This is a genomic window from Pseudomonas sp. MWU16-30323, from assembly GCF_020515595.1.
GTDB lineage: Bacteria > Pseudomonadota > Gammaproteobacteria > Pseudomonadales > Pseudomonadaceae > Aquipseudomonas > Aquipseudomonas yamanorum.
Map to the genome: position 1 here is coordinate 166,440 of NZ_JAIWYM010000002.1, position 25,140 is coordinate 191,579.

Below are 25,140 nucleotides of genomic sequence, written 5' to 3' on the forward strand. Positions count from 1 at the left end.
GCGCACATAACCGCTCAACTCCCGAACCGCGCCAACCACTTATGCACTTGCGAGGACTTTATGGCCCGTTTCGAACTGCAAAAACTCTACATTGACGGCGGCTACTCCGACGCTGGCAGCGATGCCACTTTCGAAGCCATCAACCCGGCTAACGGTGAAGTTCTCGCCAACGTGCAACGCGCCACCAAAGAAGACGTTGAGCGCGCGGTGGTCAGTGCCGAAAAGGGCCAGAAAATCTGGGCCGCCATGACCGCCATGGAGCGTTCGCGCATCCTGCGTCGCGCCGTCGACATCCTGCGCGAGCGCAACGATGAGCTGGCCGCCCTGGAAACCCTGGACACCGGCAAGCCATACTCCGAAACCCAATACGTCGACATCGTCACCGGCGCCGACGTGCTGGAATACTACGCAGGCCTGGTGCCCGCCATCGAAGGCGAGCAGATCCCGCTGCGTGACACCTCGTTCGTCTACACCCGTCGCGAGCCGCTGGGCGTCGTGGCCGGTATCGGCGCGTGGAACTACCCGATCCAGATCGCCCTGTGGAAATCCGCACCTGCCCTGGCGGCCGGTAACGCGATGATCTTCAAGCCAAGCGAAGTCACCTCGCTGACCACCCTGAAACTGGCTGAAATCTACACCGCAGCCGGCGTTCCGGACGGTGTGTTCAACGTCCTGACCGGCAGCGGCCGTGAAGTCGGCACCTGGCTGACCGAGCACCCGCGCATCGAGAAAGTCTCCTTCACTGGCGGCACCGACACCGGCAAGAAAGTCATGGCCAGCGCTTCGAGCTCCTCGCTCAAAGAAGTCACCATGGAACTGGGCGGCAAATCCCCGCTGATCATTTTCGACGACGCCGACCTCGACCGCGCCGCCGACATCGCGATGATGGCCAACTTCTACAGCTCGGGCCAGGTCTGCACCAACGGCACCCGCGTGTTTGTTCCGACCGCCCTCAAAGGCGCGTTTGAAGCCAAGATCGCCGAGCGCGTTGCCCGCATCCGCATCGGCAACCCGGAAGATGCAAACACCAACTTCGGCCCGCTGGTCAGCTTTGCCCACATGGAAAGCGTGCTTGGCTACATCGCCAAAGGTAAAGAGCAAGGCGCGCGCCTGCTGTGCGGCGGCGACCGCCTGACCGACGGCGAATTCGCCAAGGGTGCCTACGTGGCCCCGACCGTGTTCACTGACTGCACCGACGAGATGACCATCGTCCGTGAAGAAATCTTCGGCCCGGTGATGAGCATCCTCACCTACGACACCGAAGAAGAAGTGATCCGCCGCGCCAACGACACCGACTTCGGCCTGGCCGCTGGCCTGGTGACCAAGGACCTGAACCGCGCTCACCGCGTGATTCATCAGCTGGAAGCCGGTATCTGCTGGATCAACGCCTGGGGCGAGTCCGACGCGAAGATGCCGGTGGGCGGCTACAAGCAATCGGGCGTGGGCCGTGAAAACGGCATCAGCTCGCTGAACAACTTCACTCGCATCAAATCGGTACAGGTTGAACTGGGCGACTACGCCTCGGTGTTCTAACCCCTGATTGAGCCTGGCATGGCCCATGTGGCGAGGGAGCTTGCTCCCGTCGGGCTGCGAAGCAGCCCCATGCCAGGTACCGCAGTTCTTTCAGACAGAACTCGAGCGCTGACTTTGCGACTGCTGCGCCGTCGAACGGGAGCAAGCTCCCTCGCCACAAAAGCAGCCTGAACCCACTTTCACGAGGGTGCATTTAATGTCCCAAGAATACGACTACATCATTGTGGGTGCCGGCTCCGCCGGTAACACCCTGGCGACCCGTCTGACCGAAGACGAAGGCGTCACCGTCCTGCTGCTGGAAGCCGGCGGCCCGGACTACCGTCTCGATTTCCGTACCCAGATGCCCGCCGCCCTGGCGTTCCCGCTGCAAGGCCGCCGCTACAACTGGGCCTACGAAACCGATCCAGAACCACACATGGACGGTCGCCGGATGGAATGCGGTCGCGGCAAAGGCCTCGGCGGTTCCTCGCTGATCAACGGCATGTGCTACATCCGCGGCAACGCGATGGACTACGACAACTGGTCGAAACTGCCGGGCCTGGAAGACTGGACCTACCTGGACTGCCTGCCGTATTTCCGTAAAGCCGAAACCCGCGACATCGGCCCGAACGACTACCACGGTGGCGACGGCCCGGTCAGCGTGACCACGCCAAAAGCCGGCAACAACCCGCTGTTCCACGCGATGGTTGAAGCCGGTGTACAGGCCGGCTATCCGCGCACTGAAGACTTGAACGGCTACCAGCAGGAAGGCTTCGGCCCGATGGACCGTACCGTGACGCCGAACGGTCGTCGCGCCAGCACCGCTCGCGGTTACCTGGACACGGCCAAGAAGCGCTCGACGCTGACCATCGTCACCCACGCCCTGACCGACAAAGTCCTGTTCGAAGGCAAGCGGGCCGTCGGCGTGCGCTACCTGATCGGCGCTGCGGAAGAACGTGTTGAAGCCCGTGCCCGCAAGGAAGTCCTGGTGTGCAGCGGCGCAATCGCTTCGCCGCAACTGCTGCAACGCTCCGGCGTTGGCCCGGCCAAACTGCTGGAAAGCCTCGACATCCCGGTGGTCCACGACCTGCCAGGCGTCGGCGAAAACCTGCAGGATCACCTTGAGCTGTACCTGCAATACGCCTGCACCCAACCGGTCTCGCTGTACCCGTCGCTGCTCTGGTACAACCAGCCGGCCATTGGTGCCGAGTGGCTGTTCAACGGCACCGGCATCGGCGCCAGCAACCAGTTCGAAGCGGGCGGTTTCATCCGTACCCGTGAAGACTTCGATTGGCCGAACATCCAGTACCACTTCCTGCCGGTAGCGATTAACTACAACGGCAGCAACGGTGTGAAAGAGCATGGTTTCCAGGCGCACATGGGCTCCATGCGTTCGCCGAGCCGTGGTCGCGTGCAGTTGAAGTCGAAGAACCCGCGGGAATACCCGAGCATCCTTTTCAACTACATGTCTACCGAGCAGGACTGGCAGGAATTCCGCGACGGCATCCGCCTGACCCGTGAAATCATGCAACAGCCGGCACTCGATCAATACCGTGGCCGCGAAATCAGCCCGGGCATCGACGTACAGACCGACGAGCAACTGGATAAATTTATCCGTGAGCACGCCGAGACCGCGTTCCACCCGTCTTGCTCGTGCAAGATGGGCACCGACGAGATGGCCGTGGTTGATGCCGAAGGCCGTGTGCACGGGATGCAGGGTCTGCGCGTGGTTGACGCGTCGATCATGCCGATCATCACCACCGGCAACCTGAACGCGCCGACGATCATGATCGCCGAGAAAATCGCCGACAAGATCCGTGGCCGCCAGCCACTGCCGCGCAGCACTGCGGATTACTACGTAGCAGGCGATGCGCCGGTGCGTGGCAAACCGATGCGTGAAGTAGGTCCTACTGCGCAGTAACTGATAACACTGTGGCGAGGGAGCTTGCTCCCGCTGGGCTGCGTAGCAGCCCCAAAGTCTTGGGAGCGCTTCGCACTCCAGCGGGAGCAAGCTCCCTCGCCACAGGTAATCAGCTTTCCTTGATCAGCTCCCCGCCTCAGGCCTACTCTATTTGCCTGCCCGCGCCGAGCCGCCCACAAGGAAGGCCCCATGTTCGAACACCACGCCACACTCAAAAAGCAGTTCAGTGCCCTGCGCACCACCGCCGAATTCTTCTCCCTGCGCTATGTCCGCGAGTCCGGCCAGTACCTGTCGGTACGCAAGAACGTCGCCGAGCCGCCACACCTGAGCCAGGACGAAGGCGCGATGCTCACCGTGCGCCTCAATGGCGTCGAAGCCTACGCCGCCACCCACGACATTTCCCTGCCCGGCCTGCAAGCCGCCCTTGAGCGCGCCGAACAGCAAGCCCGGTTGATCAAGCCCCACGCCCTGCTCGACCTGCGCGACCAGCCGGTGTCCAGCGACATCGCCGACTACCTGTCGCCGAGCCTCGACCAGCCCTTCCCGTCCCTGAGCGACTGCTACCAGCTGCTCGGCGCCGAATCCGCCGCCGTGCCCAAGGACGAGCGCCTGGTGAACTGTGAAGTCAGCCTGGGCACCACCCACGTCGAACAGATCTACCTCAACAGCGCCGGCGCCGAACTGCGCCAGGCCCAGCGGTTTGTGTTCCCCGGCGTCAACGTCACGGCCTACGACGGCAACGACAGCCAGACCCGCACCCTGGGCGGCACTAACTTCGGCCAGCAAGGCGGCTTTGACGTGATCAGCCGCTTCGGCCTGGTGGGCGCCGCGCCGCAGATTGCCGACCAGGTACTGCAACTGCTGTTGGCACCAAACACGCCCCAGGGCCCGCGCGACCTGCTGCTGATGCCCGACCAGATGATCCTGCAGATCCACGAATCCATTGGCCACCCGCTGGAACTCGACCGTATCCTGGGCGACGAGCGCAATTACGCCGGCACCAGCTTCGTCAAGGCCAGCGACTTCGGTCACCTGCAATACGGCTCCAACCTGCTGAACGTAACCTTCGACCCGGACATTCCCGAGCAGCTCGCCAGCTACGGGCATGACGACGACGGCACGAAGGCCAGCAAACAATTCCTGATCCGCGAAGGCCTGCTGCTCAAGCCATTGGGCGGTGCGCTGTCGCAATACCGCTCCGGCATGCAAGGCGTGGCCAACAGCCGTGCCTGCAGCTGGAACCGCGCGCCGATCGACCGCATGGCCAACCTGAATATCGAGGCCGGCGACCAGAACATGGCGCAACTGATTGGCGGTATCGAGCACGGCATCCTGATGTCCACCAACCGTTCCTGGTCGATTGACGATGCACGCAACAAATTCCAGTTCGGTTGCGAATGGGGCCAGTTGATTGAAAACGGCGAGCTCAAAGGCGTGGTGAAGAACCCCAACTACCGGGCGATTTCCGCGCAGTTCTGGCGCAACCTCAGCGCCGTGGGCGACGCCAGCACCTTCAAGGTGCTGGGCACGCCGAACTGCGGCAAGGGCGAACCCAACCAGGTGATCCGCGTCGGCCATGCGTCGCCGGCCTGTGTGTTCAGCAACGTGGACGTGTTCGGGGGAGACGCCTGATGAATAATTTCAAAGCCTTGGTGGACTGGCTCAAGCAGGCCATCACCGACCACGAACAATTCCACCTCGGCTACGCCGACGAATCGTCCGAGTTTGTGCGTTTCAACCACGGCAAAGTGCGCCAGGCCGGCCAGGTGCAACAGGCCAGCCTGAACCTGAAGCTGATCAACGACGGGCGCCACGCCGACCTCGGCATCACCCTGGCGGGCGAGCCTGAACTGGACCGCCAGCGCCTGGCCGACGGCCTGCAACAACTGCGCGAGACCCTGCCGTTGTTGCCGCAGGATCCGTACCTGCTGCTCAACCACAACGCCTGGCAAAACAAGGACCAGCAGGACCGACCACTGCCAGACCTGGCCCAGGTGCTGGAAGCAATCAGCGTGGCCGCCGAGGGCGTGGACATGGTCGGCTTCTACGCCGCTGGCCCGATCAGCCGAGGTTTCGCCAGTTCATCAGGCGCCTTTGGCTGGCACCAGGCCAACAGTTTCAACTTCGACTTCAGCCTGTTCCACGCCAACGGCGAAGCGGTGAAAGCCAGTTACGCCGGCAACGATTGGGACAGCGCGGCCTTCGCCCAGCGTTTCCAGCAGGCCCGCGAGCAACTGGAATTCCTCGGCCGCCCGCTGCACCCACTGGCACCGGGGCAATACCGCGCCTACCTGGCCCCGGCGGCCATGGAAGAGATCATCAGCATGCTGACCTGGGGCGGGTTTTCCGCCCAGGCCATCGCCAGCAAGGGCAGCCCGCTGCAACGGTTGTACAACGGTGATCAGGCCTTGAGCCCGCTGGTGACCCTGGACGAACAGGTCAGCGGCTCCCTGAGTTCGGCGTTTTCCCGCGACGGCTATCCGCGCGGCGACGTGAAACTGATCAATGCCGGCAAGGCTGAAGGCCAACTGGTGAACTCCCGCAGCGCGGCCGAATACGGCCTGAGCACCAACGGCGCCAGCGGCGATGAATCCCCCAGCGCGTTGCAGATGGCCGCCGGCAACCTGGCCCAGGCCGACATCCTCAAGCAATTGGGTACCGGCCTGTACATCAGCAACCTGTGGTACCTGAACTATTCCGACCAGCCCGCCGCGCGCCTGACCGGCATGACCCGCTTCGCCACGTTCTGGGTCGAGGATGGCGAGATCAAGGCGCCGGTCAGCACCATGCGCTTTGATGACAGCGTGTACAGCCTGCTGGGCTCGCAACTGGAAGCGCTGACCGCTGATCGGGAATTGCTGCTGTCGGCGAGTACGTATAGCCAGCGCAATACCTCGTCCAACCTATTACCGGGCGCATTGGTCAAGCGCCTGACCCTGACCTTATAAGCAACGCAAAACCCATGTGGGAGCGGGCTTGCCTGCGATAGCACAGTGTCATTTAGCACATCTGGTACTGATACACCGCTATCGCAGGCAAGCCAGCTCCCACAGTTGATCGCATTCCACATTTTGATTCGCTTCATCCTCAAAACCCCACTCCAGACACCTGGCCGTCCGGCCAGTTGTCGCTCGCGGAAAACCTCGTTATAAAGGCTAGTGGCATCTAGCCACGTCCGCGCGGTAAAAAAACTCAAACAACACCCCGCCGTCCTCAACCCACTTGCACGCAAGTGATGCATGACCTTGCCCGGGATAGGGCAAGCTGGAGCGTTGACATGAACCATGGAAGTTTTGTCATTGAAAAGCTGTTCAAGCACTACAACGTTCACGTAGAGCAGCTTGGTAACAACCCAGAGAAGAAAACCGTGCTGTTGGTCAATGGCGCGCTGTCCACCACCCGCTCGTTTGCCCGTACCAGCAAGTGCCTGTCCGAGCACTTCAATGTGCTGATGTTCGACTTGCCGTTCTCCGGCTATTCGCGCCCCCACAACACCGACCTCGACCTTGTGACCAAGGACGATGAAGTGCAAATCCTGCGGGCACTGGTGGAACGCTTTGAGGTCAACCACCTGGTGTCCGCCTCCTGGGGCGGGATTTCCACGCTGCTGACCCTGGCCCATAACCCGCCTTCCATTGAAAGCTCGGTGGTGATGGCACTGGCGCCCCACCTCAATCAGGCGATGCTCGAATATGTGGAACGGGTGCGCGTACTGATCGAGGCCGATGACAAATCCGCCGTCGGCCATCTGCTGAATGAAACCGTGGGCAAATACCTGTCGCCCCGGCTCAAGCGCAACAACCACCGGCACCTGTCGACCATGGCCACCACCGAGTATCGCCAGGCACGCTTCCATATCCACCAGGTGCTGGCACTGGGTGACGGCAACTACCTGCCGCAACTGACCCGGATCGAAACCCCGGTGCACTTCCTCAACGGTGCACTGGACGAGTACACCCCCGCAGACGAAGCCCAACTGTTCAAAAAATACGTGGGCCGCAGCAGCTTCGCCACCGCCGAACACACCGGCCATTTGCTCGACCTGGAATCCCGCGAAGCGGCCCTGGCCGTGCACCGGGCGTTGATTGATTTCCTGGTGGGCAAAGACGTGGCGTTGTCAGATATAGACGAAGCGCCAGTGGGAAAAGGAGTTGCCGATGGCGCATAATCGCCGACACATAGGCTGCTAACAAAAAGGTAACTCATGCCGAATCGCGCCCCTCTCGATGCCAAGACCGCCCGCTGGCTACCCTGGGTGGTAGCGATTGCCTTCTTCATGCAATCGCTGGATGGGACGATTCTCAACACCGCTTTGCCGGCCATGGCCCGAGACCTGGCGGAGAACCCGCTGCGCATGCAAGGCGTGGTGATCGCCTACATGCTGACCGTGGCGTTGCTGATCCCGGCCTCCGGTTGGGTGGCCGACCGCTTCGGCACCAAGAAGATTTTCTTCGGCGCGATCATGCTGTTCAGCATTGGCTCGTTGCTCTGCGCACTCTCCAGCACGCTGACCATGCTGGTGGGCGCCCGGGTGATCCAGGGCCTGGGCGGGGCCTTGATGTTGCCGGTGGGCCGGCTGGTGGTGCTGCGCGCCTACCCGCGTTCGGAGCTGGTGCGGATCATGGGCTTCATCACCATTCCCGGGCTGCTGGGCCCGCTGCTCGGCCCGACCATGGGCGGCTGGATGGTGCAATACCTGACCTGGCACTGGATCTTCCTGATCAACCTGCCGGTGGGCATCATCGGCTGCTACGCCGTCTGGAAATTCATCCCCGACCTGCGCGGCAGCGAGCGCACCCGTTTCGACGGGGTGGGCTTCCTGCTGTTCGGCGCGGCGATGGTGCTGATCACCATCGCCATGGAAGGCCTCGGCGAATTGCACCTGCCGCACCTGCGGGTGATGCTGCTGCTGTTCGGCGGCCTCGCGTGCCTGGCGGCGTATTGGCTGCGGGCCGGGCATATCGACAATCCACTGTTCTCGCCGGTGCTGTTCAAGACCCGAACCTTTGCCGTGGGCATCCTCGGCAACCTGTTCGCTCGCCTGGGCAGCGGCGCGTTGCCGTTCCTGGTGCCGCTGCTGTTGCAGGTGGCGTTGGGTTATTCACCGTCCGAGGCGGGGATGAGCATGCTGCCCCTGGCGGCGGCGGCGATGTTTGCCAAGTCCATCGCCCGGCCGCTGATCGAGCGCCTGGGCTACCGCGTGGTGCTGACCGGCAACACCCTGGCGCTGGGCATCATGCTGGCGAGCATGGGCCTGGTCAGCGAACACACGCCCTACCCGCTGCTGCTGGGCATGCTGGCGATCCTCGGGGCGATCAACTCGCTGCAATTTACCGCGATGAACACCGTGACCCTGATCGACCTCGACGACGCCCAGGCCAGCAGCGGCAACAGTTTGCTGTCGGTGGTGGCGCAGTTGTCCCTGAGCCTGGGGGTGGCCTGCGCCGGTGCGCTGCTGGGTGGTTTTACCGCCGAAGTGGGCAACGACGGGGTCGACACCGTGCTCGGCGCGTTCCAGTTGACCTTCGTCACCGTGGGCATCATGGCGATGCTGGCGGCGGCGATCTTCCTGCAATTGTCGCCAAAAGACGGCAAACGCATGGTCAGCCGTGAGCACGACATTGAGCATTAACAGGCTTCTCGTCTAGAACTTGCAGGGAAAATCCCACGAGGCTGGTACACTGCGCGACATTTTGTTTTGCAGAGCCAGTCCCGTGACTACCATCGCCACCGCTTTTAATACTTTGCCCCTGTCCGCCGCCATGCTGGCTAACCTCGACTCGCTGGGTTATGTCGAGATGACGCAGATCCAGGCGCAAAGCTTGCCGGTGATCCTCAAAGGGCTGGACCTGATTGCCCAGGCCAAGACCGGCAGCGGCAAGACCGCCGCCTTCGGCATCGGCCTGCTGAACCCGATCAACCCGCGCTACTTCGGCTGTCAGGCACTGGTCATGTGCCCGACCCGCGAGCTGGCTGACCAGGTGGCCAAGGAAATCCGTCGCCTGGCCCGCGCCGAAGACAACATCAAGGTGCTGACCCTGTGCGGCGGCGTGTCCCTCGGCCCACAGATCGCCTCCCTTGAGCACGGCGCCCACGTCATCGTCGGCACCCCGGGCCGCATCCAGCAGCACCTGCGCAAGGGTTCGCTGGTGCTGGACGGCTTGAATACGCTGATCCTCGACGAAGCCGACCGCATGCTCGACATGGGCTTCTACGACGCCATCGAAGACATCATCAGCAAGACCCCGGCCCGCCGCCAGACCCTGCTGTTCTCGGCCACCTACCCGGTGAGCATCAAGCAGTTGGCCTCGAAATTCATGCGCGCGCCGCAGCAGGTCAAGGCCGAAGCGTTCCACTCGGACGATCAGATCGAGCAGCGCTTCTACGAGATTTCCCCGGAAGAGCGCATGGACGCGGTGACCAAGGTCCTGGCGCATTTCCGTCCGGCTTCTTGCGTGGCCTTCTGCTTCACCAAGCAGCAAGTGCAGGAAACCGTGGACCACCTGACCGCCAAGGGCATCTCCGCCGTCGGCCTGCATGGCGATCTGGAACAGCGCGACCGTGACCAGGTGCTGGCGATGTTTGCCAACCGCAGTACGTCGGTACTGGTGGCCACCGACGTAGCCGCCCGTGGTTTGGACATTGATGCACTGGACATGGTGATCAACGTCGAACTGGCCCGCGACTCGGAAATCCACATTCACCGCGTGGGCCGTACCGGCCGTGCCGGTGAGACCGGGATCGCTATCAGCCTGGTTGCTCCGTCCGAAGCCCATCGCGCCCAAGCCATCGAACAGCTGCAAAAGTCGCCGCTGAACTGGGACCAACTGGACAACCTCAAGCCTCAGAGCGGCGGCCCGTTGCTGCCGGTGATGAGCACCCTGTGCATTGCCGCCGGCCGTAAGGACAAGGTTCGCCCGGGCGACATCCTTGGCGCACTGACCGGTGAAGCCGGGATTCCGGGGGCCCAGGTTGGCAAGATCGCGATCTTTGATTTCCAGGCCTTCGTGGCCGTGGAACGCGGGATCGCCAAGCAGGCGCTGCAGCGCTTGAATGACGGCAAGATCAAAGGCCGTTCGTTGCGCGTGCGTATCCTGTAAAAACACCGCGTTCCTGTTGAAGGAACCGAATCAATGTGGGAGCCGGGCTTGCCCGCGATGCAGGCGACTCGGTCTGACAAATTGACCGAGTTGATGCCATCGCAGGCAAGCCAGCTCCCACATTTGATTGCATTTCAGATCAATATTTTTGTGAGGACATGGCTGTGCGCTCGACCGAAGTTGTGATCATTGGCGCCGGCGCCGCAGGCTTGATGTGTGCACTGACCGCCGCCGGCCGTGGGCGCAAGGTGATGTTGATCGACCACGCGAACAAGGCCGGTAAAAAGATCCTGATGTCCGGCGGTGGTCGCTGCAACTTCACCAATATGTACACGGAGCCTGCCAACTTCCTCTCCCACAACGCGCACTTCTGCAAGTCCGCCCTGGCCCGCTACACCCAGTGGGATTTCATCGCGCTGGTGGCCAAGCACGGCGTGCCGTACCACGAGAAGAAACTCGGCCAGCTGTTCTGCGACAACAAGTCCAGCGACATCCTCGGGATGCTGCTGGATGAGTGCATCCAGGTCGGGGTGAGCATGCACCTGGACACCTCGGTGCAGGAGATTGCCAAGGTCGATGGCGGCTATCAGTTGCAAACCACCCTGGGTGAGTTGCGCTGCGAATCGCTGGTGATCGCCACCGGCGGCCTGTCGATCCCGACCCTGGGGGCCACCGGCTTTGGTTACCAGGTAGCCAAGCAGTTCGGCCATGAACTGCTGCCGACCCGGGCCGGGCTGGTGCCGTTCACCATCACCGATCAGCTCAAGGAGTTGTGCGGTGAGTTATCCGGTACGTCCGTCGATTGCCTGGTGAGCTGCAACGACCAGAGCTTTCGCGAGAACATCCTGTTTACCCACCGTGGCCTGAGCGGGCCGGCGATCCTGCAGATTTCCTCCTACTGGGAACCCGGCGACACCGTGGAAATCAACCTGCTGCCCGACCACGACGCCCACACCTGGCTGCAAGCGCAACAGGTGGAGCGCCCGAACAGCGAGCTGAAAACCCTGCTGGGTGAGATCTTCACCAAGAAGATGGCCAACCTGCTGGCCGAAACCTGGTTCGTTTCCAAGCCGATGAAGCAGTACACCCACGCCGAGATTGCCGACATCGCCGGCAAACTGGGGAGCTGGCAGTTGGTGCCGGCGGGCACTGAAGGCTATCGCACCGCCGAGGTCACCCTGGGTGGCGTGGACACCCGGGAGGTTTCGTCCAAGACCATGGAATCCCTGAAAAGCCCCGGTTTGTACTTCATCGGCGAAGTGTTGGATGTGACCGGTCACCTGGGCGGGTTCAATTTCCAGTGGGCGTGGGCCTCCGGGTATGCCGCTGCCCAATTTGCCTGACGCAACGCGGTAAAAAAATGTGGGAGCGGGCTTGCTCGCGAAGGCGGAGTGTCAGCTAATACATCAGTGACTGACACACCGCCTTCGCGAGCAAGCCCGCTCCCACATTGATAATGTCGGGCCCGGAACATATTTTGCTCTCAGATGTGATCGCCACGCTTGCCGTGGCGTCATTACTGGCTCAATTTAGCGGCATCGTCCCGGAAGACCCCAGACTTCATGTCATCGACCTCCTTCAAGCAGTCCATGCGGCGCCTTTGGGCACTGGATAAGTTCAGTTACAGCGTAAGGGTATTCATCGCCCTGACCGGCAGCATGGCGCTGTGCTGGTACCAGAATGAGATGGCGCTGCTGATCCCGCTGTTCCTGGGGATTATCGCCAGCGCCCTGGCCGAGACCGATGACAACTGGCAAGGCCGGCTCAACGCCCTGGCCGTGACACTGGTGTGCTTCAGCACCGCGGCACTGTCCGTCGAACTGCTCTTCCCCTACCCCTGGATCTTCGCGATCTTCCTGGCGCTCTCCAGCTTCGGCCTGACCATGCTCGGTGCGCTGGGGGAGCGTTATGGGGCGATCGCCTCGGCCACCCTGATTCTCTCGGTCTACACCATGATCGGCGTGGACCAGCGCGGTGGTGCGGTCACCGACTTCTGGCATGAACCTTTGCTGCTGGTGGCCGGTGCCGCGTGGTATGGCGCGCTGTCGGTGCTGTGGCAGGTGCTGTTTTCCAACCAGCCGGTGCAGCAGAGCCTGGCGCGGTTGTTTCGTGAGCTGGGGCGCTACCTCAAGCTCAAGTCCTCATTGTTCGAACCGATCCGCCAGCTGGATGTGGAAGCCCGGCGCCTGGAACTGGCGCAGCAAAACGGCCGGGTGGTGGCAGCGCTGAATGCCGCCAAAGAGATCATCCTGCACCGGGTCGGCAATGGCCGCCCGGGCTCCAAGGTCAGCCGCTACCTCAAGCTGTACTTCCTGGCTCAGGACATCCACGAACGCGCCAGCTCCTCCCACTACCCTTACAACGCCCTCGCCGAAGCCTTCTTCCACAGCGACGTGCTGTTCCGCTGCCAGCGCCTGTTGCGCCAGCAAGGCAAGGCCTGCCAGACCCTGGCCGAATCGATCCAGATGCGCCAGCCCTTCGTCTATGACGACAGCTTCGCCGAAGCCCTGGGCGACCTGAATGCCTCCCTGGAACACCTGCGCATCCAGAGCAACCCGGCCTGGCGCGGCCTGCTGCGCTCCCTGCGCGCCCTGGCCGCCAACCTGTCGACCCTGGACCGCCTGCTGGGCGACGCCGCCAACCCCGACAGCCTGGCCGATGCCACCGACAGCAGCCTGCTGGACCGTGCACCGCGCAACCTCAAGGAGATGTGGACCCGCCTGCGCACGCAGCTGACACCAACCTCCTTGCTGTTCCGCCACGCCCTGCGCCTGCCCCTGGCACTGAGTATCGGCTATTGGATGGTGCACCTGATTCACCCGTCCCAGGGCTACTGGATCATCCTCACCACCCTGTTCGTGTGCCAGCCGAACTACGGCGCCACCCGGCGCAAACTGGGACAGCGGATCATCGGCACCGCCATCGGCCTGACCATCGCCTGGGCGCTGTTCGACCTGTTCCCCAACCCGCTGATCCAGTCGATGTTCGCCATCGCCGCCGGCCTGGTGTTCTTTATCAACCGCACCACCCGCTACACCCTGGCGACCGCCGCGATCACGCTGATGGTGCTGTTCTGCTTCAACCAGGTGGGCGACGGCTACGGGCTGTTCCTGCCACGGCTGTTCGATACCTTGCTCGGCAGCCTGATCGCCGGGCTGGCGGTGTTCCTGTTCCTGCCGGACTGGCAGGGCCGACGCCTGAACAAGGTGCTGGCCAACACCCTGACCTGCAACAGCATCTACCTGCGCCAGATCATGCAGCAGTACGCCGCCGGCAAGAGCGACGACCTGGCTTACCGTCTGGCCCGGCGCAACGCCCACAACGCCGACGCCGCACTGTCCACCACCCTGGCGAACATGCTGATGGAACCGGGGCATTTCCGTAAGGAGGCAGATGTGGGGTTCAGGTTCCTGGTGCTGTCACACACGCTGCTCAGCTACCTGTCGGGCCTGGGTGCCCACCGGGAAACCCAATTGCCGGCGGAGGTGCGCGAGCACTTGATCGAAGGCGCCGGGAAGACGCTGGCGGCGAGCATCGACGAGATCGCCACGGGACTGGCCAATAAGCAGCCGATCGCGATTCAGAGTGATGCGGAAGAAGCCTTGGTGGTGGATCTGGAGCAGATGCCGGATGAAATTGACGAAGGGCAGCGGCTGGTGCAGACGCAATTGGCGTTGATCTGCCGGCAACTGGGGCCGTTGCGCACGTTGGCGGCTCACCTGATCAAAGACACCAGCGAAGCCTGAACCCCTTTCGCGAGCAAGCCCCGCTCCCACATTTGACCGAGTTCCACCTTTGGAATGCGATCGAATGTGGGAGCGGGCTTGCTCGCGAAGGGGCCATTAGCCTCACTACATCCCATGCTGCTTCATCAACCGCGCATAACTGCCATCCACTTTCATCCTGGCAATCTCCCGATCAAACCCGGCAACAATCTGCTCATGCTGCGGATTTTTCAGGCTGACCAGAATGTGCAGGCTGTTTTCGCTCAACGGCACCGGCAAAAACTCCACCGCATTGCGCACCGTGGCAGACTCCCGCGCCAGGTAATAGCGGGCGACGAACTCATCTTCCACCGTCAGCCGCACCCGCCGTGCCGCCAACATGCGCACGGCCATGGCGAAGTTATGCACCGGGACTTTCTGCAATTGCACATCGGCGTCGAACGCCGCCGAATAAGCGTACCCACGCACCACCGCGACGGGATAATCGTGCAATTGCTCCAGCTTCTGGTACTCGATGGGGTCATCCCGACGCTTTAGAAACAGCACCCGATTGAGCAGGTATTCGCCGGAAAACTGCCCCAGTTGAGTTCGCGCGTCGTCGTACCAGGCGTTGATGAGTACGTCGTAACGCCCATCGCCTACCCCCATCAGCGCGCGGGCCCAGGGCACCTGTTCAAAGTCACTGGCGTAGCCGGCGCGGGCCAGGGCGGTGGTGACGATGTCGGTGGCCAACCCGCCATTGATCAGGGTGGCATCGGTAAACGGCGGCCAGGCATCCGCCACCAGGCGCAAACGTTCTGCCGCCGCCGTCTGGGCCAGCAACAACAAACCGATCAAAGCAACGGCACGAGAAAATCGCGGCATGCTTAAGTCCTTGGCGGGCGTTCGATGGCCAGACCTCAGGGTTGAACCCGAGGGTTTAACAGTAGCTCATCAATGAGCCTGTACCCCAGATTACACAAAGACGGCAGCGGCGCATGCACAGAATAGTGGCAATTTGATCTCACTCACAAAAACGCCGCAATTTAGACACCCGCCTCCTACGCGCTTACTATCCTGAGCAGACAATTAGCCGAGAGAACACCATGACAGTCGAATGGGTCTGCAAACACCACAGTGATCTGGGCAAGGAACAGCTGTACGCCATTTTGCGCCTGCGCTCGGAAGTCTTCGTTGTCGAACAGAAATGCGTGTACCAGGACATCGATGGCCAGGACCTGGACGGTGACACCCATCACCTGATGGCCTGGAGCGACGGTCAATTGCAGGCCTACCTGCGCCTGCTGGATCCTGAATCCCAGGGCGGCGACGTGGTGATCGGCCGGGTGATCGTGGCACCGAGTGCACGAGGCACCGGGCTGGGCCACCAGATGATAGATGAAGCCCTCAGGCAGGCAGAGAAACAGTGGCCCGACGTGCCGATCTATCTGTCGGCCCAGGCGCATTTGCAGGGGTATTACGGGCGGTACGGGTTTGTGGTGGCGGGTGAGGAATACCTTGAGGATGACATTCCACATATAGGTATGCGCCGGGCTTAGTACGTCATCGCGGGCAAGCCCGGCTCCCACAGGAGTACTCGGTCAACTGTGGGAGCCGGGCTTGCCCGCGATGGCGTCGGAACAGGCAACCGTTATCTCAGGGGTAACCCAATACCTGCTTGATCTGCGGCAGATTTGCCTCGATCCATCGCCGATCAATCGCGCCCCAATCACGAATCCGATAGCGCCCGGCATGGTTGCGAGCGCCGTCTTCCTGCTCAAACTCACACACAATGTCCAGGTCCGCCAACGCCGCAATGGTGTCCTGGGCGGTGCGTCGGGGCATGCCCGTCACCTCGGTCAGTGCCGGGACGCTGCTGGCCAACTGGCTGTCGATCAGATGAGCCACATACAGGCGCCGGTAGAAGCTGCTTTTGGTCTTGCTCACATCCATGCTCGATCGCCTTTGAAGGTTAGGGCTTGCCCTGCAGGTCGCGCCAGGTCAGGTAAACCCGCAGGTCGAATTCCACCTGATGGTAGCCCGGCAGCATGTATTCACAGAGTTTGTAGAACGCCTTGTTGTGGTCCGACTCCTTGAAGTGCGCCAGTTCGTGTACCACGATCATACGCAAAAACTCCGGCGCGGCTTCCTTGAACAGCGAGGCGATGCGGATTTCTTTCTTCGACTTGAGGTTGCCACCCTGCACCCGGGAGATGGTGGTGTGCAGGCCGAGGGCGCGGTGGGTCAGGTCCAGGCGGTTATCGAACAGCACTTTGTCGATGGCCGGGGCATTGCGCAGGTGCTCCTGCTTCAGGGCCTGGGCGTAGCTGTACAAGGCTTTGTCACTCTGCACACCATGACGTTCGGGGTAGCGCTGGGTCAGGTAGTCGCCCAGTTGATCCTTGGCAATCAACTGGCGCACTTGCTCCTGCAATGCTGAGGGGTAGGCCTGGAGGTATTTCAGCGCGGTCATGGGGTCAACAACGGGTATTTGAATGGGCGCCAGTGTAGCGAATTCAGCGCAACGCTGCGCGCAGGTGCCAGTCGGCAATTTCATCGGCCATCAACGGTGGCGCTATCTGCGGCCCCTGGATGAACTGGCAACCATTGGCCTTTAGCCACTCCGCTTGCTCCTGGGTCTCGACGCCCTCGGCAATCACCAGCAGGTCGAAGTGCCGGCACAGTTCGATAATGCTCCGCGCCATCGCCGCATCCCGGGATGAGCCTGGCAGGCGGGCCACCAGCTTCGGGTCGAGCTTGAGGGTGTCGAACTCCAGGTCCCGCAGGTGCGCGAGGGAGCAGTTGCCCGCGCCGAAGTCATCGAGGGCGATCCGCACCCCTGCCCGGCGCAACAGCTTGAGCTGCTTGGTGGACTCGTCCAGGTTGTGCATCAGGCTTTCTTCGCTGATCTCCACCTCAAGCTGCCGGCCCTGCAGCCCATGTCGCTCCAGCACCTGCTGCAGCTGGCTGGCCAGGTTCGGCATGTTGAACTGGCTGCTGCTCAAGCTCACGCTCAGTACCAGCCCGTCGCTGAACACCGCCTTCCATTCCTGCCGCTGGGCGGCCACCTGCTGATAGATCCAGGAGCTCAGTTGGCTGATCAGCCGCGCCTCTTCCAGCAACGGCAAAAACAGGCCCGGCGGCACATCGCCGACACTCGGATGCTGCCAGCGCAATAGCGCTTCGACACCCCGCAAGTGACCGTCGTGCAGCGAGACCTGCGGCTGGTACACCAGGGTGAAATCCTTGCTGTCGATGGCGTTGCGCACGCTGTCTTCGAGCATCAGCCGCGAGCGGGCCCGGCCGTTCATTTCCTGGTCGTAATAGCGATATTGCTGACGCCCGGCGCGCTTGGCCTCGTACATGGCGACGTCCGCTGCCCGCAGCAGGCCGTTGAGGTCCGAGCCGCAGTCCGGGAAGGTGGCGATGCCGATACTGACGCCCAGCATCACATCCAGACCGTCGACCTGCTGACAGATCGACACCCGCTCGATCAATTTTTCCGCAATCTTGGCCGCCTGCTCCGGGAATTCCAGCTCCAGCAGCGCGGTGAATTCATCCCCGCCCATGCGGCCAAGAATGTCGTAGGAGCGCAGGCACGCCTTCAACTGCTCCGAAACCCAGCGCAGCACCCGGTCACCGGCGTCGTGCCCCAAGGAATCATTGACCCGCTTGAACCCGTCGAGGTCCAGGTACAGCAGCACCAGCGACTGTTCGCTACGCTCGCTGCGCAACAACACATTGTCCACCGCCTGGTGAAACCCGCGCCGGTTGAGCAAGCCGGTCAGCGGGTCGGTAACCGCCTGGAACTCCAGCTGCTGATGCAGATGGCGCACCTCGGACATGTCCAGCACCGTCACCACCATGGCTTTCTGCTCGGCCGGCAACGGCGCGCAGGACATCGCCACCGGCAGTTGCTGGCCGGGCGCGGTGCGCAAGATCGCGTCGTGCAGGCGCCAGGTTTCGCCGCGCTTGTAGCCTTCGTACAAGGCCGAGTCGGGCCAGCCAGGCACGTGAGGCTTTTGCAAAAAAGCGAGGAACTCGGCGCCCTGCAACTCGGCGACCGGCGCATTCAGCAGCCGCGAAATCGCCGGGTTGGCGTAGCTGATCACGCCGTCCTCGCCCACCACCAGGATGCCTTCGGCGGCGTTGTCGAGCACCGAGGCATTGAAGGCCCGGGCTGACTCCAGGTCATGAGTCAGGCGCTGCAAGGCCCGGCGGTTACGCTGGTGCTCCAGCAGGGCCTGGACCTTGGGCTTGAGGATATTGGGGTCAAAGGGTTTGAGCAGGTAATCGATCGCGCCGCTGGCATAGCCTTCCAGCACCGCAGCCGGCGATTGGGCGTGGGCGCTGAGAAAGATGATCGGGGTCATTTGCGTGCGCTGGCTGCCGCGCATCAGCCGGGCGACTTCAAAGCCGTCCATGCCGGGCATCATCACATCCAGCAACACGAGGTCGACGTCATGCTCCAGCAGTAATCCCAGGGCTTCAATCCCGGACGCCGCCGTCACCACATGCCAGTCTTCACGCTGCAATAGTGCACGCATGCTGATCAGGTTCTCGGGATAGTCATCGACCACCAAAAGCACTGAACAACCATCGCGAGGCTTGATTGGAGCGCATTCCATTGCTGCTTCTCTTTCGTCGGCGTCACTCCGGTCATTTTTGCGACAAAACCGGATGAACAATAAGGACTCACTCTATCCCTGGATCCCATAAAGCAGAAGCCACGACGGTGCCATCATCGCGCCAAAGTCCAGACAACCGACTAACGGTCAGTGTCTACAGCCCGCGGTTTACGGGAAACATGGCTTTTTGACATTTAGCTGACGCCAACAAACCGCCACAAAATCATTAACAATCCATTTCGAGCCACCTATAAAGAAAGTGCCGGCCCCCGAGCCAAGGCCTTCTCTCCCCGTTAAAGGCGTATTCAATGATTGATCTGTCCACCTGGAACCTGAGCATCCCCGTCGGCTCCCCGCCCTCGACCATCGACACCCCGAAACTGCTCAGCGGGTTCAAGGACCAATACTTCCAGGCCGAAGGCAGCAGCGTGCAATTCTGGACGCCGGTCACCGGCACGCGGACCGAGAACGCCGTTTATCCTCGCAGCGAACTGCGGGAAACCTACGCCGACGGCCGCCTGCGCAACTGGCTGTACAGCGACGCCGACAACTACCTGCGCGCCACATTGGCAGTCAACCAGGTGCCGTCGTCCGGCAAGGTGGTGATCGGTCAAATCCACGCCTACGAAAGCCAGAAGCCACTGATCAAGGTCGAGTACCAATACAAGGAAAAAACCCAGACCGGCAACATCGTCGCCAAGGTGCGCATGCGCCCCGACGAGTCAGAAGGCCGGGTGATCATCGTCGCCGAAAACGTACCGCTGGACCGCGACTTCACCTACGTCATCCACCTGAACAAGGCCGGATTGTTGAGCATCGACGCCGCCAATGGGCAATGGAACGAACGCATCGGCGCTGCGTGGGGCAAACAACCGCTGTACTTCAAGGCCGGCGCCTACGTGCAGGACAACAGCGGCAACAGCAAGGAAGGCGCCCGGGTGACGTTTGCCAAGCTGGATATTGATCACGAGTGAGGCTGTCGGCTCGTAGGCACAGTCCTAAAGACCCAAGGATCATTCGGTGCTCAACAACAATCCATTAAACACCACTGATCCCTGTGGGAGCTGGCGGTGCGACGATTCGACTTGCCCGCGATGGTGGTGTATCAGCCAACTTATTCTTCGACTGGCACACCGCCATCGCGGGCAAGTCGAATCGTCGCACCGCCAGCTCCCACAGGGGCTCTGCGTCCTACAGGGCCGTTGCGGTGAATCGGAGCGCCGCTTATAGTTCGCCCCGTCGCCGACATTGATCGGCGATAGGGTTTCGCAGCCCTAACGATACGTGTGTAACCAAGCATCATGAATGCAACGACTAGCGCTTCTACGTCCGTCGTTTATTTTATGGTGGCTGTGTGTGGGAGACCTTCGGGTCTGCCGGGTTCCTCGTATCCTCGGTCTGCGAACCCGCACACAGCTACCACCCATTCGTTTCGCAGCGAACGGCGGTAGTCCTTTTTAGATACGAGGAATATTTGCCATGAAGCCACAACTCCCGCCCCGCCGCTTCACCCCTTGCACCGAAACAGCCACCGAATACCCCGTGCTATTGATCGACAGCGATGCCCCCCTCACGGACCTGCACGCCTGCCTGCGTGAACGCCTCAACGCCGCCCTCGAACACCTCAACCTGATGGCGTGCTCCAGCCTGCCCGATTTTGCGGAGCGTGACCTGAACCACGTAGCCAACACCGCGCGCATCCTGGTGCAGGACGTAAGCGACGTATTCCGCGTCATTGAATACCGCGGCTTCGACACACCCACAGCCGCCTGATCAAATTTCAGCCACAAAAAAGCCCGCATCGCTGCGGGCGCTTTTTTCTTAAGGGGACAGATTTATTTGTCGAACTATCCGACACTCTCCTACCACTCTGCCCATGCCCTATCAGCTTCATTCCCCAGTCACATCACACCACACGTGACGCCCCGAACCCTGCTTTTCCGAGTGCTACACTTTTATCTCTCTACACGGACGTAGGAGGTCAAATGCCCAGAATGGCACGGCTGGTACTGCCTAATTACCCACACCATGTGGTTCAGCGTGGTCATAACAAGCAGGTCGTCTTTGCTGATGTAGCAGATTTCGAAAACTACCTCGCAAACTTGCGGGAGCTGAAACAAGCATTAGCTGTGAAGGTGTACGCCTTTTGCCTGATGACTAATCATGTACACCTCTTGCTGGATCCGGGCGATGACCCTACAGCGTTAGCCAAGCTAATGAAGGTCTTAGGCGCACGTACCACGCGTTACCGCAACCGACTGGAAGGCCGCACGGGCACGCTTTGGGAAAGTCGATACCGTTCAAGCATTGTTCAGAACGATACCTATCTACTTGCGTGCACCCGATACATCGAACTCAATCCAATCCGAGCCAGGATGGTGGCTCACCCACGCGACTATCCGTGGTCCAGCTTCAATACACGTTTCAACACAACGCCCGAGGCGGACTGGCTGGATGAGGTCCCTTGTTTTGAAGCCGCGGGTCTAGCACCTGATGAAAAGCGAGCACGCTACGCCGTTCTTATTGAGCAGGGCATTCCGACATCTGAAATTCAATTGATCAGGAACGCATTGCAAAGAGGCCAGTTGACGGGCAATTCAGTTTTTGTAGATGAGATTGAGAAAATTACAGGGTTGCGTATCACCAATCGAGGGCGGGGTAGGCCATGGTGATTTAAATAAATCTGTCCCCTTTATCGCTCGTCCCCTTTATCGCTCCTTTATCCGGTCCCCTTTATCCGTTATCCATTCGTCGGAACTGTGATTTCTAACAGGTAGCCACATAAGTGATGCATCACTAGAGTGTTATCACGTCGTCAATTCATGACGACCCTTTACAGAAGGATATTGATCATGGCTGCCTATATTGATAGCGCGCAAGGCGGAGCCGCTCAAATTACAGTTTCAGGAAGGGGCACGCCCGGTTATCGGGTTTACTTGAATCAAGCTGGTACGGGAGCCACTCTAGGGAGCGGGGTTGTTGGCTCAAACGGCATATACTCCTTTACCACCCAAGAAGCGATTGTGCAGAACTTCCGCGGACAAACCATTAACGTACAAGTGAGAGAGACTGTAGATAACGTCAACTATTCGGACTGGAGCCTAACCACACCAGTGACGATTTCCTGACTTCCTACTCCAAACTTATTAGTTATCGGCATATCTATTGAATACAGTTAACCTTTCAAGGTTCAGTTCGACAATAAAGATAAGGAATATGAATAAAAAAGCCCGCATCGCTGCGGGCTTTTCATTAACGCGTAAGGCTTAGTTGACCTTGGCGTTCAACTCACCTTTCAGGTAACGCTGGTACATCGCTTCCAACGAGATAGGCTTGATCTTCGAAGCGTTGCCCGCAGTACCGAAGGCTTCGTAACGTGCGATACATACATCACGCATGGCAGTCACGGTAGCGCCGAAGAATTTACGTGGGTCAAATTCGCTCGGGTTGGTGGCCATCAGGCGACGCATCGCACCGGTGGAGGCCAGGCGCAGGTCAGTGTCGATGTTGACCTTGCGCACGCCGTACTTGATGCCTTCGACGATTTCTTCAACCGGCACGCCGTAGGTTTCTTTGATGTCGCCGCCGTACTGGTTGATGATCGCCAGCCACTCTTGCGGTACCGAGGAAGAACCGTGCATCACCAGGTGGGTGTTCGGGATGCGCTTGTGGATTTCCTTGATGCGGTCGATGGCCAACACGTCGCCGGTAGGTGGCTTGGTGAATTTGTAGGCGCCGTGACTGGTGCCGATGGCGATGGCCAGGGCGTCAACTTGGGTCTTTTTCACGAAGTCGGCGGCTTCTTCCGGATCGGTCAGCATTTGGCTGTGATCCAGTACGCCTTCGGCGCCGATACCGTCTTCTTCACCGGCCATGCCGGTTTCGAGGGAACCCAGGCAGCCCAGCTCGCCTTCAACCGAAACGCCACAGGCGTGAGCCATGGCCACGGTTTGTTGGGTGACGCGTACGTTGTATTCGTAGTCGGTCGGGGTCTTGCCGTCTTCGCCCAGGGAACCGTCCATCATCACCGAGCTGAAGCCCAGCTGGATGGAGCGCTGGCACACGTCAGGGCTGGTGCCGTGGTCCTGGTGCATGCACACCGGGATGTGCGGGAATTCTTCGATCGCGGCGAGGATCAGGTGACGCAGGAACGGGGCACCGGCGTATTTGCGCGCGCCGGCCGAAGCCTGGACGATCACTGGAGAGTCAGTCTTGTCAGCGGCTTCCATGATGGCGCGCATCTGCTCAAGGTTGTTGACGTTGAAGGCTGGAACGCCATAGCCGAATTCGGCTGCGTGGTCCAACATCTGGCGCATGCTGATAAGTGCCATTGTGAGTCTCTCTCCCGGTCGAGGGTCGTTAATCGTGCAAGCCTGCCGTAGCGGCGGCTGCTATTCAAGTTATTGAAGGTCAGGCTTTCAAAGCCTGCCCTGCTGAATCGTTATTGCTGTCGGGGTTACTGTGCTTTACAGCCGCGCCCGATCAAATCGTCGGTGGCAACCCAGTAAACCAGGCCTTCCTCACCTTTTGTGTGAAACGCCAACTGGCCGTCGCTGTACAGCACGCCCGAAGCCGCCACGTCCTGCTTGAGGCGATACACCTGGTCTGAGCCGCCGAGGCGTACATCCACCTGGGTGCGGGCCTGGTCGGCAAAGCGCCAGTTGACTTGCGCCTGGCTGTCACACGTCCAGGTGGTCCACTTGTCTGCCGGCTCTGCCTTCTTGTCGAACATGTTCAGGTTGGTGCATCCGGCCAATAACGCCAGTGCTGCCAGGGCGAAAACGCCTTTCATTGCCAATCCTCAAGCGGCGACCTGCGGCCACCGCTGCTGTCGGTTAGTGAATCAGACCCGTCAAGGGCAACCCTGTTCCTGACCGTTGGGCGCAGAGTCGTATTTCTCCAACCCGTCCGGCCCGATGCGCTTATTGATCACCGGCATGGTTTCGGCTTGCCAGTCAGCCTGGTAGCAACTCTTTTGCCGCGCCGCCCCGGCCTTTTCAGACTCGGGCGCCACTTTAGGCGTGCTGCCGCAACCAGCCAACACGCCCGCAGCTATCACCAGTGCCAACGACCTGATCATCGGAATGCTCCTTTTCCTCAGCAAGTGCTTCAGCCCTTCGCTCGGCTTTCCAGCACTTCGACAGCCGGCAGTACCTTGCCTTCGACGAATTCGAGGAATGCACCACCACCCGTAGAAATGTAGGAGATCTGGTCAGCAACGCCATATTTATCGATGGCCGCCAGGGTGTCGCCACCGCCGGCGATGGAAAATGCCGAGCTTTCAGCGATGGCGTGGGCCAGCACTTTGGTGCCGTTGCCGAACTGGTCGAACTCGAACACGCCGACCGGGCCGTTCCACAGGATGGTCTTGGACGACTTCAGCAGTTCAGCGAAGTTGGCTGCAGTTTGCGGGCCGATGTCCAGGATCATGTCGTCGGCGGCCACATCAGCGATCAGCTTGACGGTGGCTTCGGCGCTTTCAGCGAATTCCTTGGCCACGACTACGTCCACCGGCAGCGGCACGCTGACCTTGGCCGCGATGGCGCGGGCGGTGTCCAGCAGGTCCGGCTCGTACAGCGATTTGCCCACCGGGTGACCGGCAGCGGCCAGGAAGGTGTTGGCAATGCCGCCGCCGACGATCAGCTGGTTGCAGATCTGGCTCAGGCTGTTCAGTACGTCGAGCTTGGTGGAGACCTTGGAGCCAGCAACGATGGCGGCCATCGGTTGGGCCGGAGCACCCAGCGCCTTGCCCAATGCGTCCAGCTCAGCGGCCAGCAACGGGCCAGCAGCGGCGACCTTGGCGAACTTGGCCACGCCGTGGGTCGAGCCCTCGGCGCGGTGAGCGGTACCGAAGGCGTCCATCACGAACACGTCGCACAGGGCAGCGTATTGCTGGGCCAGTTCATCGCTGTTCTTTTTCTCGCCCTTGTTGAAGCGCACGTTTTCGAACAGCACGATGTCGCCGGCCTTCACGTCCACGCCGTTCAGGTAGTCGGCAACCAGCGGCACCTCGCGGCCCAGGGCCTTGCTCAGGTACTCGGCTACCGGCTTGAGGCTGTTTTCTGCCGAGAACTCACCTTCGGTCGGGCGACCCAGGTGGGAGCAGACCATCACGGCCGCGCCTTTTTCCAGGGCCAGCTTGATGGTCGGCAGCGAAGCCAGGATTCGCGCATCGCTGGTGACAACACCGTCCTTGACTGGGACGTTGAGGTCTTCGCGGATCAGTACGCGCTTACCTTGCAGATCGAGGTCGGTCATCTTCAACACGGTCATGG

General features: G+C 61.0%; 22 protein-coding genes. 14 read left to right on the forward strand and 8 right to left on the reverse strand.

All coding sequences use genetic code 11. The features are described 5' to 3' along the window. Positions 1 to 60 precede the first annotated feature (60 nt). The 9 genes from betB to yccS all read left to right on the forward strand — a co-directional run bounded on the left by betB (position 61) and on the right by yccS (position 14,279). Entirely contained in the window at positions 61 to 1,533 is a 1,473-nt protein-coding gene (gene betB, locus LIY45_RS03680) for a betaine-aldehyde dehydrogenase (protein WP_017476449.1), read from the forward strand. Positions 1,534 to 1,729: 196 nt separating this feature from the next. Next, the gene (gene betA, locus LIY45_RS03685; RefSeq protein WP_017476450.1) at positions 1,730 to 3,433 is read left to right on the forward strand and encodes a choline dehydrogenase; all 1,704 of its coding nucleotides are present in this window, start codon (positions 1,730 to 1,732) and stop codon (positions 3,431 to 3,433) included. 189 nt (positions 3,434 to 3,622) lie between these two features. Then, entirely contained in the window at positions 3,623 to 5,065 is a 1,443-nt protein-coding gene (locus LIY45_RS03690) for a TldD/PmbA family protein (protein ID WP_226475375.1), read from the forward strand. Then, a complete protein-coding gene (locus tag LIY45_RS03695) occupies positions 5,065 to 6,381 on the forward strand; it encodes a TldD/PmbA family protein (protein ID WP_226475377.1) in 1,317 nt (438 codons plus the stop codon). Before LIY45_RS03690 ends, LIY45_RS03695 begins: the two co-directional genes overlap by 1 nt. A 329-nt stretch (positions 6,382 to 6,710) precedes the next feature. Then, positions 6,711 to 7,601 carry an alpha/beta hydrolase gene (locus tag LIY45_RS03700; protein WP_226475379.1) on the forward strand — a complete coding sequence of 297 codons (891 nt, stop codon included), beginning with the start codon at positions 6,711 to 6,713 and terminating at the stop codon, positions 7,599 to 7,601. Positions 7,602 to 7,637: 36 nt separating this feature from the next. Then, complete coding sequence (gene mdtD / locus LIY45_RS03705) at positions 7,638 to 9,065, forward strand: multidrug transporter subunit MdtD (RefSeq protein ID WP_226475380.1); 1,428 nt, start codon at positions 7,638 to 7,640, stop codon at positions 9,063 to 9,065. A 130-nt stretch (positions 9,066 to 9,195) separates the two neighbouring features. Then, on the forward strand, positions 9,196 to 10,533 hold the full coding sequence (gene dbpA, locus LIY45_RS03710; protein WP_236260841.1) for an ATP-dependent RNA helicase DbpA: 1,338 nt from the start codon (positions 9,196 to 9,198) through the stop codon (positions 10,531 to 10,533). A gap of 164 nt (positions 10,534 to 10,697) precedes the next feature. Next, positions 10,698 to 11,876 (forward strand): NAD(P)/FAD-dependent oxidoreductase, encoded by a 1,179-nt coding sequence (locus LIY45_RS03715; protein WP_102604416.1) that lies wholly within the window; start codon positions 10,698 to 10,700, stop codon positions 11,874 to 11,876. A gap of 219 nt (positions 11,877 to 12,095) precedes the next feature. Then, on the forward strand, positions 12,096 to 14,279 hold the full coding sequence (gene yccS, locus LIY45_RS03720; protein ID WP_226475381.1) for a YccS family putative transporter: 2,184 nt from the start codon (positions 12,096 to 12,098) through the stop codon (positions 14,277 to 14,279). A 105-nt stretch (positions 14,280 to 14,384) separates the two neighbouring features. Here yccS and LIY45_RS03725 read toward each other — a convergent pair whose 3' ends face one another. Beyond that, positions 14,385 to 15,122 (reverse strand): transporter substrate-binding domain-containing protein, encoded by a 738-nt coding sequence (locus LIY45_RS03725; protein WP_226475383.1) that lies wholly within the window; start codon positions 15,120 to 15,122, stop codon positions 14,385 to 14,387. Between the two features lie 221 nt (positions 15,123 to 15,343). On the opposite strand from LIY45_RS03725, the gene LIY45_RS03730 reads away from it, so the two are divergent. Further along, entirely contained in the window at positions 15,344 to 15,796 is a 453-nt protein-coding gene (locus LIY45_RS03730) for a GNAT family N-acetyltransferase (protein ID WP_226475385.1), read from the forward strand. A gap of 97 nt (positions 15,797 to 15,893) precedes the next feature. Here LIY45_RS03730 and LIY45_RS03735 read toward each other — a convergent pair whose 3' ends face one another. The 3 genes from LIY45_RS03735 to LIY45_RS03745 are packed head-to-tail and all read right to left on the reverse strand — an operon-like array spanning position 15,894 to position 18,865. Continuing rightward, positions 15,894 to 16,190: a winged helix-turn-helix domain-containing protein gene (locus LIY45_RS03735; RefSeq protein ID WP_226475387.1), complete on the reverse strand. Its 297-nt coding sequence runs from the start codon at positions 16,188 to 16,190 to the stop codon at positions 15,894 to 15,896. Between the two features lie 19 nt (positions 16,191 to 16,209). After that, complete coding sequence (locus tag LIY45_RS03740; RefSeq protein WP_226475389.1) at positions 16,210 to 16,710, reverse strand: M48 family metallopeptidase; 501 nt, start codon at positions 16,708 to 16,710, stop codon at positions 16,210 to 16,212. A 43-nt stretch (positions 16,711 to 16,753) separates the two neighbouring features. Next, positions 16,754 to 18,865 (reverse strand): EAL domain-containing protein, encoded by a 2,112-nt coding sequence (locus tag LIY45_RS03745; RefSeq protein ID WP_226475390.1) that lies wholly within the window; start codon positions 18,863 to 18,865, stop codon positions 16,754 to 16,756. Between the two features lie 308 nt (positions 18,866 to 19,173). Between LIY45_RS03745 and LIY45_RS03750 the strand changes: the two genes are divergently transcribed. The 4 genes from LIY45_RS03750 (at position 19,174) to LIY45_RS03765 (ending at position 21,993) form a co-directional block, all read left to right on the forward strand. Further along, a complete protein-coding gene (locus tag LIY45_RS03750; RefSeq protein WP_226475392.1) occupies positions 19,174 to 19,839 on the forward strand; it encodes a polysaccharide lyase family 7 protein in 666 nt (221 codons plus the stop codon). 505 nt (positions 19,840 to 20,344) lie between these two features. Next, a complete protein-coding gene (locus tag LIY45_RS03755) occupies positions 20,345 to 20,638 on the forward strand; it encodes a fructose-bisphosphate aldolase (protein ID WP_226475393.1) in 294 nt (97 codons plus the stop codon). A gap of 212 nt (positions 20,639 to 20,850) precedes the next feature. Further along, a complete protein-coding gene (locus LIY45_RS03760) occupies positions 20,851 to 21,537 on the forward strand; it encodes a transposase (protein WP_226475395.1) in 687 nt (228 codons plus the stop codon). A gap of 180 nt (positions 21,538 to 21,717) precedes the next feature. Next, positions 21,718 to 21,993 carry a hypothetical protein gene (locus LIY45_RS03765; RefSeq protein WP_023659305.1) on the forward strand — a complete coding sequence of 92 codons (276 nt, stop codon included), beginning with the start codon at positions 21,718 to 21,720 and terminating at the stop codon, positions 21,991 to 21,993. A 138-nt stretch (positions 21,994 to 22,131) separates the two neighbouring features. On the opposite strand, the gene fba is transcribed toward LIY45_RS03765, so the two are convergent. From fba to LIY45_RS03785, 4 genes are all read right to left on the reverse strand, one after another. Beyond that, positions 22,132 to 23,196 (reverse strand): class II fructose-bisphosphate aldolase, encoded by a 1,065-nt coding sequence (gene fba / locus LIY45_RS03770; RefSeq protein ID WP_003177554.1) that lies wholly within the window; start codon positions 23,194 to 23,196, stop codon positions 22,132 to 22,134. A gap of 125 nt (positions 23,197 to 23,321) precedes the next feature. Further along, a complete protein-coding gene (locus LIY45_RS03775; protein ID WP_003216869.1) occupies positions 23,322 to 23,657 on the reverse strand; it encodes an MliC family protein in 336 nt (111 codons plus the stop codon). A gap of 60 nt (positions 23,658 to 23,717) precedes the next feature. Further along, entirely contained in the window at positions 23,718 to 23,945 is a 228-nt protein-coding gene (locus tag LIY45_RS03780; RefSeq protein WP_226475396.1) for a hypothetical protein, read from the reverse strand. A 29-nt stretch (positions 23,946 to 23,974) separates the two neighbouring features. Beyond that, positions 23,975 to 25,138 carry a phosphoglycerate kinase gene (locus LIY45_RS03785; protein ID WP_226475398.1) on the reverse strand — a complete coding sequence of 388 codons (1,164 nt, stop codon included), beginning with the start codon at positions 25,136 to 25,138 and terminating at the stop codon, positions 23,975 to 23,977. Positions 25,139 to 25,140 lie beyond the last annotated feature (2 nt).

Excerpts from the sequence above, each read along its gene's own strand:
- betB (WP_017476449.1), top strand. The coding sequence starts at position 61 with ATGGCCCGTTTCGAACTGCAAAAACTCTACATTGACGGCGGCTACTCC.
- betA (WP_017476450.1), top strand. The coding sequence starts at position 1,730 with ATGTCCCAAGAATACGACTACATCATTGTGGGTGCCGGCTCCGCCGGT.
- LIY45_RS03690 (WP_226475375.1), top strand. The coding sequence starts at position 3,623 with ATGTTCGAACACCACGCCACACTCAAAAAGCAGTTCAGTGCCCTGCGC.
- LIY45_RS03695 (WP_226475377.1), top strand. The coding sequence starts at position 5,065 with ATGAATAATTTCAAAGCCTTGGTGGACTGGCTCAAGCAGGCCATCACC.
- LIY45_RS03700 (WP_226475379.1), top strand. The coding sequence starts at position 6,711 with ATGAACCATGGAAGTTTTGTCATTGAAAAGCTGTTCAAGCACTACAAC.
- mdtD (WP_226475380.1), top strand. The coding sequence starts at position 7,638 with ATGCCGAATCGCGCCCCTCTCGATGCCAAGACCGCCCGCTGGCTACCC.
- dbpA (WP_236260841.1), top strand. The coding sequence starts at position 9,196 with ATGCTGGCTAACCTCGACTCGCTGGGTTATGTCGAGATGACGCAGATC.
- yccS (WP_226475381.1), top strand. The coding sequence starts at position 12,096 with ATGTCATCGACCTCCTTCAAGCAGTCCATGCGGCGCCTTTGGGCACTG.
- LIY45_RS03725 (WP_226475383.1), bottom strand. The coding sequence starts at position 15,122 with ATGCCGCGATTTTCTCGTGCCGTTGCTTTGATCGGTTTGTTGTTGCTG.
- LIY45_RS03730 (WP_226475385.1), top strand. The coding sequence starts at position 15,344 with ATGACAGTCGAATGGGTCTGCAAACACCACAGTGATCTGGGCAAGGAA.
- LIY45_RS03735 (WP_226475387.1), bottom strand. The coding sequence starts at position 16,190 with ATGGATGTGAGCAAGACCAAAAGCAGCTTCTACCGGCGCCTGTATGTG.
- LIY45_RS03740 (WP_226475389.1), bottom strand. The coding sequence starts at position 16,710 with ATGACCGCGCTGAAATACCTCCAGGCCTACCCCTCAGCATTGCAGGAG.
- LIY45_RS03745 (WP_226475390.1), bottom strand. The coding sequence starts at position 18,865 with ATGGAATGCGCTCCAATCAAGCCTCGCGATGGTTGTTCAGTGCTTTTG.
- LIY45_RS03750 (WP_226475392.1), top strand. The coding sequence starts at position 19,174 with ATGATTGATCTGTCCACCTGGAACCTGAGCATCCCCGTCGGCTCCCCG.
- LIY45_RS03755 (WP_226475393.1), top strand. The coding sequence starts at position 20,345 with ATGAAGCCACAACTCCCGCCCCGCCGCTTCACCCCTTGCACCGAAACA.
- LIY45_RS03760 (WP_226475395.1), top strand. The coding sequence starts at position 20,851 with ATGCCCAGAATGGCACGGCTGGTACTGCCTAATTACCCACACCATGTG.
- LIY45_RS03765 (WP_023659305.1), top strand. The coding sequence starts at position 21,718 with ATGGCTGCCTATATTGATAGCGCGCAAGGCGGAGCCGCTCAAATTACA.
- fba (WP_003177554.1), bottom strand. The coding sequence starts at position 23,196 with ATGGCACTTATCAGCATGCGCCAGATGTTGGACCACGCAGCCGAATTC.
- LIY45_RS03775 (WP_003216869.1), bottom strand. The coding sequence starts at position 23,657 with ATGAAAGGCGTTTTCGCCCTGGCAGCACTGGCGTTATTGGCCGGATGC.
- LIY45_RS03780 (WP_226475396.1), bottom strand. The coding sequence starts at position 23,945 with ATGATCAGGTCGTTGGCACTGGTGATAGCTGCGGGCGTGTTGGCTGGT.
- LIY45_RS03785 (WP_226475398.1), bottom strand. The coding sequence starts at position 25,138 with ATGACCGTGTTGAAGATGACCGACCTCGATCTGCAAGGTAAGCGCGTA.